The organism is Maritalea sp. S77 (assembly GCF_049801075.1).
Lineage (GTDB): Bacteria > Pseudomonadota > Alphaproteobacteria > Rhizobiales > Devosiaceae > Maritalea.
On record NZ_JBNAGG010000001.1, the window covers coordinates 1,361,023 to 1,376,605 of the forward strand.

Below are 15,583 nucleotides of genomic sequence, written 5' to 3' on the forward strand. Positions count from 1 at the left end.
ATCCTCGCAATTTTAAGACTATCCCAAAGAGACCTTGCCGCTCTCAATATCGTTGTAGAGATTGCCACCTGTCTCCAGATAATAGGCTGCCTCTGCGATATTGGTCGCGTGGTCGCCTGCACGCTCTAGGTTTTTGGCGCAGAACAACAAATGGGTGCAATCAGTGATGTTGCGCGGATCTTCCATCATATAGGTGAGGAATTCGCGGAACAGTGAAATATAGAGCGAGTCTACCTCGTCATCGCGGCGGCACACATCTATTGCGATTTTTGAATCCCGCGCGGTGAACGCATCAAGCGCCCGCTTAACCTGTTGCAACGATAGGTCTGACATGTGACGCACGCCATTATAAAGCTGCTTGGAAACGCGCTGGCTATCGATATGCAAGGTACGACGTGCCAAGTTTTTCGCGATATCGCCGATCCGCTCCAAATCGTTGGCCACGTGAATGGCTGAAACAATGTGGCGTAAGTCACCCGCCATTGGCTGGCGACGTGCGATCATGGACACGGCCTGCTCATCAATCATGCGCTGCATATCGTCAACGCGCTTGTCGCTATTGGCTGTTTGCTTGGCCAATTCATGGTCCACCCGGACCAGCGCCTGTGTCGCATTGGTGATGGCCACTTCAACCATGCCGCCCATTTCTGAGATTGCGCGGGTCAAAGAAGTCAGTTCATCTTCGTAAGATGTGACGATATGTTCGTTATCTGGATTTGCCATTGTTAAATCTCTCGCCGCTAAATATTACCCGATACGCCCAGTAATATAATCTTGTGTTTTTTTGTCGATCGGGTTGGTAAAAATCTGGTCTGTTGGGCCTTCTTCAATCAGTTTACCCAAATGGAAGAACGCTGTCTTCTGACTTACGCGAGCGGCCTGCTGCATGGAGTGGGTCACGATCACAATGGTGAAGTTGGCGCGCAGTTCATCGATCAATTCTTCAATGATCGCTGTCGCAATTGGATCAAGCGCTGAACAGGGCTCATCCATCAACAATACTTCTGGCTGCGTTGCAATAGCACGCGCAATGCACAAGCGCTGCTGCTGACCGCCGGAAAGGCCTGTGCCTGGCTGATCCAAGCGATCTTTCACCTCTTCCCAAAGGCCTGCGCGACGCAAAGAAGAGGTGACCAATTCATCCAACTCATCTTTTGTGCGGGTCATCCCGTGAATACGCGGGCCATAGGCCACGTTTTCATAAATGCTTTTGGGAAATGGGTTTGGCTTTTGGAACACCATGCCCACGCGGGCGCGCAATTCTACAACGTCGATATTTTTGTCGTAGATGTCCTGGTCGTCCAGAATGATGTTGCCGGTAACTTTACACACATCAATTGTGTCGTTCATCCGGTTTAGGCAACGCAAAAAGGTGGACTTGCCGCAGCCCGATGGGCCGATCAATGAAATCACTTGGTTTTCATAGATGTTCAAATCCACATCAAACAGCGCTTGCTTTGCACCGTAAAAGACGTTGACGCCGCTGCCGCTCATTTTCACCTTGCCCTTGTTCGCAGCAGGTGCGTGCGTTGTGGCGGTGGCCAAATTTGCTTCTACACTCATTATCTACCTCAATATGTGTGGTGGGGCCGAATATCGGCCTACCAACGGCGTTCGAAACGTTTGCGCAGCACAACCGCCAGCGCGTTCATAGCAATCAAGAACCCAAGCAACACCATGATGGCAGCGGATGTACGCTGTTGGAATGCTGGTTCTGGGAAATCAGCCCACATGAAGATCTGCACGGGCAAAACGGTGGATGGGTCTGAAAAGCCCATCGGAATGTCGACCACGAAGGCGACCATGCCGATCATCAACAGCGGTGCTGTTTCACCCAAGGCTTGCGCCATGCCGATAATGGTACCTGTGAGAATACCCGGCATTGCCAATGGCAATACATGGTGCACCACAGTTTGCAAGCGGGAGGCGCCAATGCCCAGCGCAGCTTCGCGGATTGAAGGTGGCACGGCACGCAAGGCAGCGCGGGACGCGATGATGATGGTTGGCAATGTCATCAAAGCCAAAACCATACCGCCAACATAAGGCGCAGAGCGATCCAACTCGAAATAGTTGAGGAACACCGCCAAGCCCAGCAAACCAAACACAATGGAGGGCACCGCAGCCAAATTGTTGATGTTCACTTCAATCAATGTGGTCCATCGATTTTTCGGTGCGAACTCTTCCAAATAGATTGCCGCGGCAACGCCGAGCGGGAAGGACAAGAGCAAGGTAATGATCAGGGTCAATGCCGAGCCAACAGCCGCGCCAAGCACACCCGCCATTTCTGGTTCGCGGCTTGCGCCACGAGTAAAGAAGATGGTGTTTAGGCCGGAGCGAACATAGCCGCGGTCAACCAACACATCGGTCCAAACGATTTCTTGGTCGGTGAATTTGCGATTGGCCTCGGGCACTTCCAGCACGCGGATTTTCCACTCGCTGGCGTCGATGTTACTCACATCGGCATCGAGCGGCATATATTCTTCCACGTTTGCTGTGGTTGAAGTGACCTTAACCGCTTTCAACACCGCGCCGTTGGCATAAACCAACACAGACATCATTTCCTCAGTGAGGTCTTCACCCAAGCCCGGATTGGCCACACGGCTATCGATTTTTTTGGTTTGCTCTTCAATCTGTTTGATGCGGGCTTCCAACACGGTGATGTCAGATTCTGACCGCTCTAGCTCCGCTTCCAAACGCGATTTCACATTGGCGTTTGCTTCTGCTGGAATACGCGCTTGCAACGCCTGAATGTCGCCACGTGTTTTGTTGAGTGACAATTGCAAGCCAGATTGTTGCCCGCGCAGCCGAACGGCCTGTGCCGCAAGCGCTTCCTTAGCGCGCGCCAATGCGTCAGCAAAAACGGGCTCATCAGCGATCAAGCGAAAACCATTTTCGTTGCGGTCAACGCGCAATGCGCCCTGGCCATCGATTGTGTAATCGCTGGTGATTTGGCCTTTAAGATAAAGGTCAGCAAAGTCAGAAATCGGCACTTCCAAATTTGCGCTGGTGCCGACAACTTCTGGATTGTCCAGAACCTGTTGGCGCAAGTAAACAGAAGAACCGGATGAGAGCAGACCACCAAGTGTGCGGCGTTCGCTACGACCTGTTACCGTCGGAAATTCGCCGCGAATGGCATCGCGCACTACTGCGTCATAATTTGCTCGGCGCAGGCCATCTTCGGAGCCATCAAGGTTCAGCTTTTCTTCGCTCAGCTCAAACGGCATATTGACGAAGTTGAAGGTGAATGCAGGCAAGCCCTGAAACACCACTGTGGACAACAGCAAGAGCAAGAAGGCGACTGAAACGCCAATCGCCGAGCGCCCAAGCCATTTGAAAATCGACTCGCCGCGATAGCGCTTGGCCAATCTTTGGCGTGCACCTTCGCTGGTATGAACCGAGGCCTGTTCCACATTGCCACCTGCTAAATCAGTCATATTGCTCTCGATATTTTTGGATAACCCGAAGCGCAATGACGTTCAGAAGCAGCGTAACGCAAAACAGCACCAGACCCAAGGCAAAGGCGGCAAGTGTTTTCGCGCTATCAAACTCCTGGTCACCCACCAGTAGGGTTACAATTTGCACGGTTACGGTGGTTACCGCTTCGAGCGGGTTCACCGTCATATTGGCAGAAAGGCCAGCGGCCATCACCACGATCATGGTTTCGCCAATGGCGCGGGAAATGGCCAGCATCAAGGCAGACACAATGCCCGGCAAAGCGGCTGGCAAAATCACGCGGCGGATGGTTTCAGATTTGGTTGCACCCAAGCCAGCGGACCCGTCACGCAGGCTCTGCGGCACGGAGTTGATCACATCATCTGAAAGTGATGAAACAAATGGGATAATCATGATCCCCATGACCAAACCTGCGGCCAACGCACTTTCCGACGACACAGAAATGCCGATGGCATCGCCCGAGTTGCGGAAGAAAGGTGCGACCGTTAACGCGGCAAAGAAGCCATAAACCACGGTTGGGATGCCCGCCAAAACTTCCAAGATTGGCTTGGCCGTAGCACGCACTTTTGGCGACGCATAATCTGACAAATAAATCGCGGACATCAAGCCGATTGGTGCGGCCACGATGATGGCGATCGCTGTGATCAGCAAAGTACCGGCAAATACGGGGATGGCGCCAAAGACCTCAGAATTGCGGTCTGTCGCCTCTTCACCCACACCTTCAAAGGCACTTTGCGGGCTCCAGTGTGTGCCGAACAAGAAATCGAGAAAGTTCACTTTTTGGAAAAAGTTGATGCTTTCAAAAATCAAAGAAAGCACGATGCCGAGCGTTGTGAGAATGGCAACGCCTGACGCAGCGACCAAAATCGCCATCACTGTTTTTTCAACGAACTGTCGTGCGCGCAAATCTTGGTTGATGGCCCGCACGGCCAACCAGCCGCCAACAACAACCATTACACCGACAACAATTTGCAATGCCAAAGCTGCTGTGCTGACGAAAGCACGGTAATGCTCAACCGCAGATACTTCCAGCGCACCAAGCGCGCTTAGATCTGTGCGGTCAGCGAAAGAGCGCATATTGCGCATCAAGGCGTGTTGTTCAATTGTTGCCAAATTGGCAAAATCCGCCCCAAGCTGGGCGGCGACATAGGCGTTGGTCAAATAACGCGAGAACAAAAGCCAAGTGAGAAACAAAAGCACGGCGGGCACTAGGCCACATATCAAGACAAAGGCGCCGTGAAATCCGGGTTTTGAGTGAAGGATCGTTGCATCACCACCAACAGTGGTGACCGCACGAGAGCGGCCAATGTAAAATAGCGCGCATCCGGTTAAAACCAATATGAGTACGAAGAACCAGCCTTGCACCTTGCCACCCCGTTCTTAATCGTTGATGCCCCTTAAGAGCATAAAGGCCGCCCCGGGAAAAGCCCCGAGGCGACGCTTATTCAGTGAAAAGATTTACATCTTTTCTGCAGGCACCAAGTTTTCAGCGTCTGACTTAAATTGCTCACGTGCTTCCGCAGGCAATGGGATAAGGCCTTTTTCTGTCAAATAGCCTTCGTCGCCCCAAGCAGCTTCTGAAGTGAACTCACCAACATATTCCTGGATACCAGCGATCACGCCAACATGCTCTTTTTTCACATAGAAGTAGAGCGAACGTGAAACTGGATAGTCGCCATCAGCAATGGCATCAAATGTTGGCTCAACACCATCAACAGTTGCGCCTTTGATTTTGTCAGCGTTTTGATCAAGGAATGAGAAACCGAAGATGCCAACAGCAGCTGGGTTTGCTTCAAGCTTTTGAACGATCAGATTGTCGTTTTCGCCAGCGTCAATGAATGCACCGTCTTCACGGATTTCGCCACAAGCATCTTCTTCGATGCCTTCTTGACAAGATTCTTCCATCACCAATTCAACAAAGGCGTCACGAGTGCCAGAGGTTGGAGGAGGACCAAGAACCTCGATTTTTGTTGCTGGCAATGAAGGGTCAATGTCTGACCAGTTCATGTATGGGTTGGCAACAACTTGACCGTCAACAACCACGTTCTTTGCCAAAGCAGCAAAGATTTGGTCGCGGCTTACAGCCAAATCAGCACCTGATTTTGCGCCAGCCAATACGATGCCGTCAAAACCAACTTTAACTTCAACCGGTGTTGCACCGTTTGCCAAGCATGTGTCGATTTCTGAGTTTTTAATACGACGTGATGCGTTGGTGATGTCTGGTGTGCCTTCGCCAACACCTTCACAGAACAATTTCAGACCACCGCCTGAACCAGTTGATTCAACGATTGGCGTTGGGAAGTCAGTTGTTTGACCGAAACGCTCAGCAACCGCTGTTGCGAATGGGAATACAGTTGAAGAACCAACGATGGAGATTTGGTCACGTGCCTGTGCGCCAGTTGCGGCAACAGTGCCAGCAACAACCAAAGCAGCAACGCTTGCATATTGGGCGAATTTCATAATGTCATCCTCTTTAGAGCTTGCACTCAAATTCAGTGTTTGCACCGAGAAACCAGCATCTTTTTTAACTGGCCGTTTCCTCCCGGTCTGCGGGCACATTATTGCTCTGCGCTAATGGTTTTATGTCTTTTAAATGACAATTAAATGACAGTATAACACACTGGATTATAAAGGTTTTTATGAATCTCGCTTGTGTACAAACTGGTTAGATGACATATTTTATAACGGAAGGTACACACTAATCTGTGTGCCCTCACCCACCACAGAAGAGATATCGAGTGCCCCGCGATGCCGGTTCACAATGTGTTTGACGATCGCGAGGCCCAGTCCCGTGCCCTTTTTGCGCCGAGACGACTCAACATCCACGCGATAGAATCGCTCGGTGAGGCGCGGCACGTGCTCTGCAGGGATACCCGGGCCATTATCTTTGACCGTCAGCCGCACATCAAAATTGGCGCGGCTCTGCTCTTTATCAAGGTGCACTTCGACTTTGCCGCCCTCGTCGCCATATTTAATGGCATTTTCAATGAGGTTGGTAATCACTTGTGTGAGCTCGTTGCGGTCGCCTGTCACCTGAAGATCATCCAAATGGTTCTGAAAATCGAGAATAGCTTGGCTTTCAGCGATTTGCGGTTGCAGCATTTCAATCGATTCTTTGACCAAATTGCCTAAATCCACTTTCGAAGTCGGTCGCTTATGCTGGCGCAATTCAATACGTGAGAGTGACAAGAGGTCATCAATCAGACGCGACATCCGCTCTGCCTGTCCGCGCATAATGCCCAAAAAATGGTCGCGAGCTTTGGTGTCGTTGGCAGCGGGCCCCATCAGCGTATCCAAAAAGCCCATCAGGGAGGTGAGCGGCGTGCGCAGCTCGTGGCTGGCATTGGCGACAAAGTCCGCACGCATCTGATCAAGCGAGCGTTGCTCTGTTTGATTGACGATGGTCACCACAAAAAGGTTGGTGCGCTCAGTGGGCGCGACGCCGGGCTTTTGCACCTCCAGCGGCACTGCGCTGACCTGATACCAACTCGCGGCAGGCACCGTTTCGCGATATTCCCCCGTCGCGCGATCATTCTCGGCAATCGCTTTTTCGATTGTGTTGAGCAAAAGCGGGTTGCGCAAAGAGAAAGAAAGCGGGTCTCCAATTGAGGTGGACGGAAACTCCCCTGCCGCCGCATCGTTGCGGTAACGCAAAATCACCCGGCGATCTACGATTAGGCACGGGTCGGCCAACGCTTCGGCAAATCGTTTGGTTGACGTATCCGGCCAAAGCGATGGCTGCTGATCTAGATTGCGAACAGAGGGCACCAACACGGCGCGGCGCGGCACGGCGATGGCTGCCAAAAAGATAATGCCGAAGGACAAGGCCGCCTGAACAAAGGTCAGCAAATCACCGACATAAAGCACCAGAAAAACGAGCGAACATGCCAACAAGACCCAGCGCGCCGCATAAAAACGATCGCGCCAACGGATGGTCAAACTGCGTTTGGGGGCGGAAGTGTCCAATCCACTCATGCTATATCCTAAATTAATACCGCGCTAAAATGATCCGACCTGATTTAGTGAGCCAATATGAAGTTTCAACGACAATAGGCGGCACACTTGCGATGACACCAAAATTCGCTGCCCGACTTTTTCAGTCCACTCAAGGCTTTACGCAGGCACAACTGCACCATAAAGTTTTTGGTGCATTGATTTTTCGTGTCCCCCAATAGACTGAAAAGGGAAAAAGCGCAAATTGGCTGATTTTGATTTAGACAACCCCGAACTCCCCGATCACGTAAAAGACCGTGCTTTTCAATCTGGGAATTATCCCTATGAGGACAAGCTGAAGCGCAAGACTTATGAGGCGCATTTAGAAGCCTTGCAAATTGAATTGACCAAATTGCAAAGCCATCTGCAGCAATCTGGTGAACGCGTGATCATGCTTTTTGAAGGACGCGATGCTGCAGGCAAAGGCGGCACGATCCGCCGCTATACCCATTATCTAAACCCGCGGCACAATCGGGTTGTTGCGCTTTCCAAACCGACCGAAACAGAGCAAGGCCAATGGTATTTCCAACGCTATCTGGCGCATTTTCCAACGGCTGGTGAACAGGTACTGTTTGATCGCTCGTGGTATAACCGTGCGGTGGTGGAACCCGTGATGGGCTTTTGTAGCCCTGAGCAGACTGAAAATTTCTATCAGCAATTGCCTGACGTGGAACATATGATTGTGAAGGAAGGCATTCACTTTTTTAAGTTTTGGCTGAATATCGGACAGGAAATGCAACTGAAGCGTTTTCACGATCGGCGGCACAGCCCGCTCAAACATTGGAAACTAAGCCCGGTGGATTTGCGCGCATTGGAAAAGTGGGACGTATATTCTGCTGCGCGCAATGAAATGTTGGAGCGCAGCAATTTTGACTTTGCGCCCTGGACCGTGGTGCGGGCCAACGACAAGCGGCGCGCGCGCATTGGGGCCATTCAAACCGTTGTTTCAGCTATTGACTATGCGGGCAGAGACATGGGCGCAATTGGCAAGATGGACAAGCATATTGTGCAATCTGCCGAGACCTTTTTGGCCCATTGCCAAAAGGACGAATAGGCAAATAAAAAGGCGCGGAAAACCGCGCCTATTTTTATGCAACTGTGTCGACTTGGATGCGGTTATCGGGAATAACCACAATTGGCGAGCCTGGTGGTACGCGCTCATAGAAATCGACGATATCGTGGTTGGTCATACGGATACAACCTGAAGATGCTGCCGTGCCAATGGTCCACCATTCAGGTGAGCCGTGAATACGGTAAAGCGTGTCGCGACCATCTTTAAAGATATAAAGTGCGCGTGCGCCCAACGGGTTGTCCAAGCCTGGAGGCTGGCCTTCACGCCATTTTTCCAATTCAGGCTGACGTTCGATCATTTCGCTTGGTGGTGTCCAAGTTGGCCAAGGGCGCTTGAACTGAACCTTCGCGCGGCCCGACCAAGTGAACCCAGCCTTGCCAACACCAATGCCATAACGCATGGCTTGGCCATTTTTCATGGTGAGATATAGAAAGCGATTTGGCGTATCGACGATGATTGTGCCTGGCGTTTCGCCAAACGGATCGTCAACCACCTGACGCCACAGATCACGATCCAACCGATTGGCCGGAATCGCGGGCACTGTGTATCCATTGTCGGTGAAGGAAGCAAAACGCAACAGATCAGGATCTGGTGTGGTCACTTTTGGCCCTTCAGCCATTTTGGCGCTTTGTGCACCACAGCCTGTCAACACTGCAGACATCGCTGCACCTGACAAAAGCATCGAAAACTGTCGACGTGATAGCTTCACTTTAATATCTCTCATCCACAAAAAAGCCGCCACAGCATGGCGGTGAAGAATTTTGGGCAAACTATAATAAATTCGCCGTCAATTATAGAGCATCTTTGCCACACTCCAGATTATTTCACATAGAATAACGCGCACTTTTTCGTGAAGTTCCATCTAATCTGGCTTTTTTCCACCTAATTTTTCTGTCACGCGATCCGCTGCCGCCTGCACCAACAGCGCTAAACTTGCGGTGCGCGCTTGGCTGACGCGCACTGTTGGACCCGAAATGGATAGGGCGCAAACCGGCTCAGAAAATTCATTAAAAACCGGTGCAGCGATGCAGCGCAAGCCCAAAGATTGCTCTTCATCGTCCAGCGCGAAGCCATTTTTGCGCACATTTTCCAGTTCCGATTCGTAGGCTTTTCTGTCCGGCAATGATTTGGGCGTGAGCTGCGGGAAGCTCAAAGCGTCAATAATTGGCTTCGCCTCTTCGTAAGATTTAAAGGCCAACATGGACTTGCCTACCGCACTCGCATGCAATGGCCCCACGCTGCCAATTTTCACCGCCATGCGCATCACCTCTTCACACTCAATCTGCGCGATGAACACCACACGATGTTGGTTGAGAATGGCGAGGTTTACGGTTTCTCCTGCTTCCTGCATCAAACGCCGCATGGGCGCGCGGGCGGCAGCAACAAAATCGCGGCGATGCAAAAAGCCAGCGCCAATTTGAAATGCCCCGAGTCCAATTTGCCAAGCGCCTGCCTGATCATCAAATGCCACCATGCCCTGCCCTTCCAGCGCACCCAGCAATCGGTGGGTGGTTGAGGGGGCCAAATCTGCCTTTTGCGCCAATGCGCCCAAAGCAATACCATCTGGCTCTTTGGCGATGATGTTGAGAAGGCCAAAAGCCCGATCCAATGATTGAACCGGACTTTTGGGTTGTTTTTGATCGGCCATTTAGGCTTTTGCCTTCGCTTCAAGGCGGCGGCGGTGAAGGATTGGTTCTGTATATCCTGACGGTTGTTTGATACCTTCAAACACCAACTCACAAGCGGCCGCGAAAGCAACGGAACTGTCAAAATTGCTCGCCATTGGCTGGTAGGCCGGATCGTCAGAATTTTGCGCATCTACGATTTTTGCCATCTTTTTAAGCGCGTCCATCACTTGCTGCTTGTCCACCAATCCATGATAGAGCCAGTTGGCAATATGTTGCGATGAAATGCGCAATGTCGCCCGATCTTCCATCAAGCCTACATCATGAATGTCAGGCACTTTAGAGCAACCCACGCCCTGATCAATCCAACGCACCACATAGCCCAAAATGCCTTGGGCATTGTTTTCAAGTTCATTCTGAACTTCTTCTGGCGACAAATTGCGCCCACCCAGAAGTGGCGGTGTCAAAATGTCATCAAGAGTGGCTTTTGTACGTGTCTTCAGCTGATCTTGAACGGAGAACACATTGATCTGGTGATAATGGGTGGCATGCAACACCGCTGCTGTGGGCGATGGCACCCACGCGCAATTGGCACCTGCTTTCAGGTGATCGGTTTTCGCCTCAAGCATTTTTGCCATTTCGTCGGGCATTGCCCACATGCCCTTGCCGATCTGCGCCTGTTTCGAGAAGCCTGTTTCCAGCCCTGTATCGACATTCCAGTTCTCATAGGCGGTCAGCCATTTGGCACCCTTAATATCGCCTTTGGGCAAAACTGGCCCGGCCACCATGGAAGTGTGGATTTCATCTCCGGTGCGATCCAAAAAGCCAGTATTGATGAATACAACTCGGTCTTTCACTGCGCGGATGCATTCTTTCAAATTGACAGTGGTGCGGCGCTCTTCATCCATGACGCCGACCTTAATGGTGTGACGCGCAAGGCCATAGGCATCTTCAACCCGATCAAAGAGTTCGTCGGTCAACGCGGCCTCTTCTGGGCCATGCATTTTGGGCTTCACAATATAGATAGAGCCAGCGCGCGAATTGCGTGGTCCTTGCTCTTTATTCAGATCGTGCATGGCGCAGAGCACAGTGATCATCGCGTCGAGCATGCCTTCGGGCACTTCCTCATCATTAGCGTAAAGCACAGCATTGTTGGTCATCAGGTGGCCAACATTGCGCACCAGCATCAGCGAGCGGCCGGGCAAGCTAAATGCCTCGCCGTCGATGCCCTTGAAGGTCAGATCGCCATTGAGAGAGCGCACCATCTCCTTACCGCCTTTGGTGAAGCTGGATTGCAAATCCCCCTTCATCAGACCCAACCAGTTGCGATACACTTCAGTTTTGTCTTCAGCATCAACGGCTGCAACAGAATCTTCGCAATCTTGAATGGTGGTAAGCGCGGCTTCCAACACCACATCTTTAACGCCCGCACTGCTTTGCTGGCCGATGGGATCTTCTTTGTTGATGACAACTTCTATGTGCAAGCCATTATTGACGAACAAATAGCTCTCGCCTGCTCGCGTTTCGCGCGTGCCGATACATTGGCTTGGATCAGCCAGCGCAACTTCGCTGCCATCAATGGTCGCGATGAATTGACCATCGCTGATCTGGTAGGCAGACGCATCACTGTGCTTTCCTTTTGCCAATGGGATGGCTTGATCCAAAAATGCAGCAGCCCGCGCAATCACCTCTGCACCCCGTTTGGCATTGTAGGATTTGCCGGGGGCAAGTTCCCCATCCGTTGAGATGGCATCAGTGCCATAAAATCCGTCATAGAGCGAACCCCAGCGGGCATTGGCAGCATTCAATGCAAAGCGCGCATTCATCACCGGCACCACAAGTTGCGGGCCTGCAACTTTGGCAATTTCATCATCTACATTTTGCGTCGCGATTTCAAAGTCGGCACCCTCGGGCACCAGATAGCCGATGTCTTTGAGGAACTTTTTATAATCAGCTGGATCTAAATCCTGCCCTTTGCGCGCCTGATGATAATCATCGATTTGTTGCTGAAGCTTTTCCCGCTTGGCAAGCAACTCCTTATTGCGCGGTGCGAGGTCATCCAAAATCTTCTCGAAGGCGATCCAGACCTTTGTGGCGTCTAGATTAAGGCCTGGCAAGATTTCTTCTTCGACCAATTGCGCCAATTGCTTCGCAACTTTGAGTTGGCCGATTTCTTGATAGTCTGACGCACGCATAATCTATTCCTCACCAATTTGAATTTTGGCCAGAATAACGGCAAAGCCTTGCCGCTGTCAAACAAAATGGAATTGCATTCCATATTGTGGAAATTACATTTTTGGCGGTGCTTTTCGAGTGAGAATAAACAAGGCCGCTCCACCCAGACATGCGGCTTGAATCAACAATAGTTTCCAGCTTAGGCCAATCAAAACCGACACCATAAAAACTGCACCCATAGTGAGCACAGCAGTGATCTTGGCGCGGGTGGCAATGGCGCCATATTTCTCCCAATCCGCAATTGGCGGACCAAGTTGAGGATGTTCGATAAGCCATTTGTGGATGCGCTCATTTGAGCGGGCAAAGCCAAAGGCCGCAATAATAAGAAATGGTGTGGTGGGCATGATGGGCAGGAAAACCCCAATCAGGCCCAAGCCTAAGCAGGTCCACGCTACGGCAGACCAGATCAACCGCCAAAAACGACTATCAGACACGGAATCACCCTTTTTTCCACATCATGTCGAGTTGACAGGCGAAAATAAATATGATTTTTATACTCATGTTTAGATGTCACCTGCCTGAGACATCCTTTGTCCACATCCCCCCTAATTGCCCGTGGACAAAAAAGGCCCGGTTCGCGAGAACTGGGCCTTATAATTTCTAGAGCTGTATTGATGCCTTAGAATTCTTTCCAATCAGCATCTTCATCAACCGCTGCAGTCTCTTCCTGCTTCACCGCCGCATTGCCGCGTGTAAGGTAGGATTTGGCTGCTGTTACAACCTTTTGCTGCAAACCCTTGATGCCTGTTTGCGGAGCGCTTTGCGCTGCAGGAGCTTGGGTTGCGGTTGGCGTTTCTGCACGCACTCCATCGGTGACAAAAACATCAACAATCGCATCAAGCTCTGATGCTTGTGCCTCTGTTTGCTCGATGGCTGCATTTGTCTCTTCAACAAGTGCTGCGTTACGTTGCGTCATATCGTCCATCTGCGCCACAGAGGTGGTGATTTGCTCGATGGAGGTGGCTTGCGCCTTACTCTTATCCGCAATTGACACCATGATCGCATTGTTAGACCGCGCCGCATCCAGCATGGATTCTAGATTGGTTGCTGCTTCCGCCACCAAACGAGACCCGTCTGACACTTCAGATACAGACTGCTCAATGAGTTTCTTCACGTCAGAAGATGCATTCGCTGCAGATTGAGCCAGGCGCCGCACTTCAACGGCCACAACAGCAAAGCCCTTGCCTGCTTCGCCTGCCCGTGCGGCTTCAACAGAAGCGTTCAAGGCCAGCAAGTTGGTTTGGAATGCGATATCATCGATCATGCCAATAATATTGGAGATCTGGTTGGAGGAGGATGTAATCCGCTCCATGGCTTCATTAGCCTGACGCATCACTTCACCGCCCTGCTCAGCTGTCTGACGCACTTCTTCAGCATTGGCGCTGGCGTCTGATGCTTCCTTGGCGTTTTCCAGAACAGTCTTGGACAGTTCATTCATTGTCATAGAGGTCTGATTGATGGTCGCGGCCTGCTCGTTGGTGCGGCTAGACAAATCATTGGCACCTGCCAAGATTTCACTTGTTGCCACTTTCAACGCACGAGAGGTTGAACGCAACTGACCAATCACGTCGCTTAGTTTTGCGTTTACGCGGTTGGTGTCTGTTTTGAGCTGATCAAAGGCCCCTTTATATTCGCCTTCCATCCGCACAGTCAGGTTCGCATCGGCAAGAGCAGACAATACTTTGCCTGTTTCGTTGATGCCACGGTCAACCGTTTCTACCAAGCGGTTCACGCCTTCAGCAAGTGTGTTTAGCTCTTGATCAGGGAATTCAGCTTGTACGCGGCGAGAGAAGTCGCCATCAACTGCTGCATCCACCACATCGCCAAACGCTGATTGCAATTCGCGCATCATGTTTTGACGTTCGGCAGCGCGGGAAGCAGATGCTTCCTTCTCCGCTTCGGTCATTTGCTCAACTTTGATGCCATTTTCACGGAACACTTCAACAGCACGCGCCATTTCACCAAGCTCATCATTGCCTTTGGTGCCGCGCACTTCCACGTCCAAATCGCCATCAGCCAATGCCCGCATGGTTTTGGTCAGGCGAGAGATTGGCACAGTGACTGTACGGGTAAAGAATAGGCCCCCAGCAACCGCAATGGCCAACATAATGGCACCCACGATCAACATCATGTTGCGCATTTCAACCACTGGCTGGAACAGCTCTGAAATTTCCTGACTAGCTACCATGGCCCACTTCACGCCAGCAAACTCAACCGGAATAGCTTCCACATGCACCTGGTCGCCATGGGCGTCAACAGTGATGGAGTGGGCAGGTTCGCCCTCCAAGGCCTGATCAATTGCAACAGTGTCCAAGCTGGTCACAAATGCATCGTTTTCTTCGGTGTGGGTTGAATCTACCCGCAACAACTTATCAGCGCCCACCAGCAATGTTTCGCCAGTTTCACCCAAACCTTTTGTCAAACCGATAAAGCCGGCGATCGTTTCGTATGGCACGCCAAACACAAGTACGCCGACAAAATTGCCCTTATCGTCCACAATCCGAGAGCCCATAAAGCTCGCAGCAGCGTTGGCATAATGCGGATATGGTGCAAAATCAGTGAAGACAACTTCGCCATTTTCCGCACCATTTGCCTTTTGCAGGATGGTATCCAGCGCCGAGCCAGATTCAACCTTCGTGGCAAAATCGCGCTTCTTGAAAACGGAATAGACGATCACACCATCAGGTGAAATCATCAAAATGTCTTTGTAGCCTGCGTTAACAGCTTGTGTTGCCAATTCAGGGTGAATGCGAGAGTGCGCGAAATCATAGTTCGTGAACTGCTTAGCCGTGTTGGCCAAGTGGCGCTCGTCTTCGGCATGCGGGTTGTTGTCGATAAACCCTTCCTGCAAATAGCCGGTCGGGTCTGCTGCATCTGCCTGTTCCCAGGTTTTGCGCAATTCAGTGGCGTTAGTGACCACATTTGGGTCTGCCGCCGCTTTGACCAAATCGGCCGACATCTTGTTCAACATGTCCGACAGGGTTTCAGCCCGGATCGACGCAATGGTCGAAAGCCGTTGTTGTGTTAGGCTATTCACTGTATTTTGTGAAACCTGATAGCTCACAAAACCAACGCCGGCCCCCACGAGGAGCGCCGCTGACACAACAACAATCGGCAATTTCTTTGCGATTGTGATGGATGGCATTTTGAGTTTTTTGAACATGCTCGCCCTTTTCTACGTTCTGTAGAATTCCCCCCAAATTGC

At 51.3% G+C, this 15,583-nt stretch carries 11 protein-coding genes and 2 pseudogenes; 1 reads left to right on the plus strand and 12 read right to left on the minus strand.

All coding sequences use genetic code 11. The features are described 5' to 3' along the window. Positions 1–18: 18 nt before the first annotated feature. From phoU to ACP15Y_RS06580, 7 genes and pseudogenes are all read right to left on the minus strand, one after another. A complete protein-coding gene (gene phoU / locus ACP15Y_RS06550) occupies positions 19–723 on the minus strand; it encodes a phosphate signaling complex protein PhoU (RefSeq protein ID WP_424982199.1) in 705 nt (234 codons plus the stop codon). 24 nt (positions 724–747) lie between these two features. Then, entirely contained in the window at positions 748–1,563 is an 816-nt protein-coding gene (pstB, locus tag ACP15Y_RS06555) for a phosphate ABC transporter ATP-binding protein PstB (protein ID WP_424982200.1), read from the minus strand. A 38-nt stretch (positions 1,564–1,601) separates the two neighbouring features. After that, a pseudogene (gene pstA / locus ACP15Y_RS06560) lies at positions 1,602–2,453 on the minus strand (phosphate ABC transporter permease PstA); the annotation flags it as partial. A 495-nt stretch (positions 2,454–2,948) separates the two neighbouring features. Beyond that, positions 2,949–3,434: pseudogene (locus tag ACP15Y_RS06565) on the minus strand (DUF3333 domain-containing protein); the annotation flags it as partial. After that, positions 3,427–4,818, minus strand: coding sequence for a phosphate ABC transporter permease subunit PstC (gene pstC / locus ACP15Y_RS06570; RefSeq protein WP_424982201.1), 1,392 nt, complete (start codon positions 4,816–4,818; stop codon positions 3,427–3,429). The pseudogene ACP15Y_RS06565 and the gene pstC, both read right to left, overlap by 8 nt. A gap of 93 nt (positions 4,819–4,911) precedes the next feature. After that, positions 4,912–5,913, minus strand: a complete 1,002-nt coding sequence (locus tag ACP15Y_RS06575) for a substrate-binding domain-containing protein (RefSeq protein WP_424982202.1) — start codon at positions 5,911–5,913, stop codon at positions 4,912–4,914. A 219-nt stretch (positions 5,914–6,132) separates the two neighbouring features. Continuing rightward, the gene (locus ACP15Y_RS06580; RefSeq protein ID WP_424982203.1) at positions 6,133–7,428 is read right to left on the minus strand and encodes a sensor histidine kinase; all 1,296 of its coding nucleotides are present in this window, start codon (positions 7,426–7,428) and stop codon (positions 6,133–6,135) included. 223 nt (positions 7,429–7,651) lie between these two features. Between ACP15Y_RS06580 and ppk2 the strand changes: the two genes are divergently transcribed. Further along, positions 7,652–8,500, plus strand: coding sequence for a polyphosphate kinase 2 (gene ppk2 / locus ACP15Y_RS06585; protein WP_424982204.1), 849 nt, complete (start codon positions 7,652–7,654; stop codon positions 8,498–8,500). Positions 8,501–8,534: 34 nt separating this feature from the next. On the opposite strand, the gene ACP15Y_RS06590 is transcribed toward ppk2, so the two are convergent. From ACP15Y_RS06590 to ACP15Y_RS06610, 5 genes are all read right to left on the minus strand, one after another. Continuing rightward, complete coding sequence (locus ACP15Y_RS06590) at positions 8,535–9,179, minus strand: L,D-transpeptidase (protein WP_424982206.1); 645 nt, start codon at positions 9,177–9,179, stop codon at positions 8,535–8,537. A 201-nt stretch (positions 9,180–9,380) separates the two neighbouring features. Further along, positions 9,381–10,166, minus strand: a complete 786-nt coding sequence (locus ACP15Y_RS06595) for an IclR family transcriptional regulator (RefSeq protein WP_424982207.1) — start codon at positions 10,164–10,166, stop codon at positions 9,381–9,383. Next, the gene (locus ACP15Y_RS06600; RefSeq protein WP_424982208.1) at positions 10,167–12,338 is read right to left on the minus strand and encodes a malate synthase G; all 2,172 of its coding nucleotides are present in this window, start codon (positions 12,336–12,338) and stop codon (positions 10,167–10,169) included. It abuts the gene before it with no gap. Positions 12,339–12,431: 93 nt separating this feature from the next. Next, positions 12,432–12,812: a YbaN family protein gene (locus ACP15Y_RS06605; protein ID WP_424982209.1), complete on the minus strand. Its 381-nt coding sequence runs from the start codon at positions 12,810–12,812 to the stop codon at positions 12,432–12,434. Positions 12,813–12,997: 185 nt separating this feature from the next. Then, complete coding sequence (locus ACP15Y_RS06610) at positions 12,998–15,541, minus strand: methyl-accepting chemotaxis protein (protein ID WP_424982210.1); 2,544 nt, start codon at positions 15,539–15,541, stop codon at positions 12,998–13,000. Positions 15,542–15,583: the final 42 nt, after the last annotated feature.

Coding starts and splice junctions, on each gene's coding strand:
- ACP15Y_RS06580 (WP_424982203.1), bottom strand. CDS start 7,428: ATGAGTGGATTGGACACTTCCGCCCCCAAACGCAGTTTGACCATCCGT.
- pstB (WP_424982200.1), bottom strand. CDS start 1,563: ATGAGTGTAGAAGCAAATTTGGCCACCGCCACAACGCACGCACCTGCT.
- ACP15Y_RS06595 (WP_424982207.1), bottom strand. CDS start 10,166: ATGGCCGATCAAAAACAACCCAAAAGTCCGGTTCAATCATTGGATCGG.
- ACP15Y_RS06600 (WP_424982208.1), bottom strand. CDS start 12,338: ATGCGTGCGTCAGACTATCAAGAAATCGGCCAACTCAAAGTTGCGAAG.
- ACP15Y_RS06590 (WP_424982206.1), bottom strand. CDS start 9,179: ATGTCTGCAGTGTTGACAGGCTGTGGTGCACAAAGCGCCAAAATGGCT.
- ACP15Y_RS06610 (WP_424982210.1), bottom strand. CDS start 15,541: ATGTTCAAAAAACTCAAAATGCCATCCATCACAATCGCAAAGAAATTG.
- ACP15Y_RS06575 (WP_424982202.1), bottom strand. CDS start 5,913: ATGAAATTCGCCCAATATGCAAGCGTTGCTGCTTTGGTTGTTGCTGGC.
- phoU (WP_424982199.1), bottom strand. CDS start 723: ATGGCAAATCCAGATAACGAACATATCGTCACATCTTACGAAGATGAA.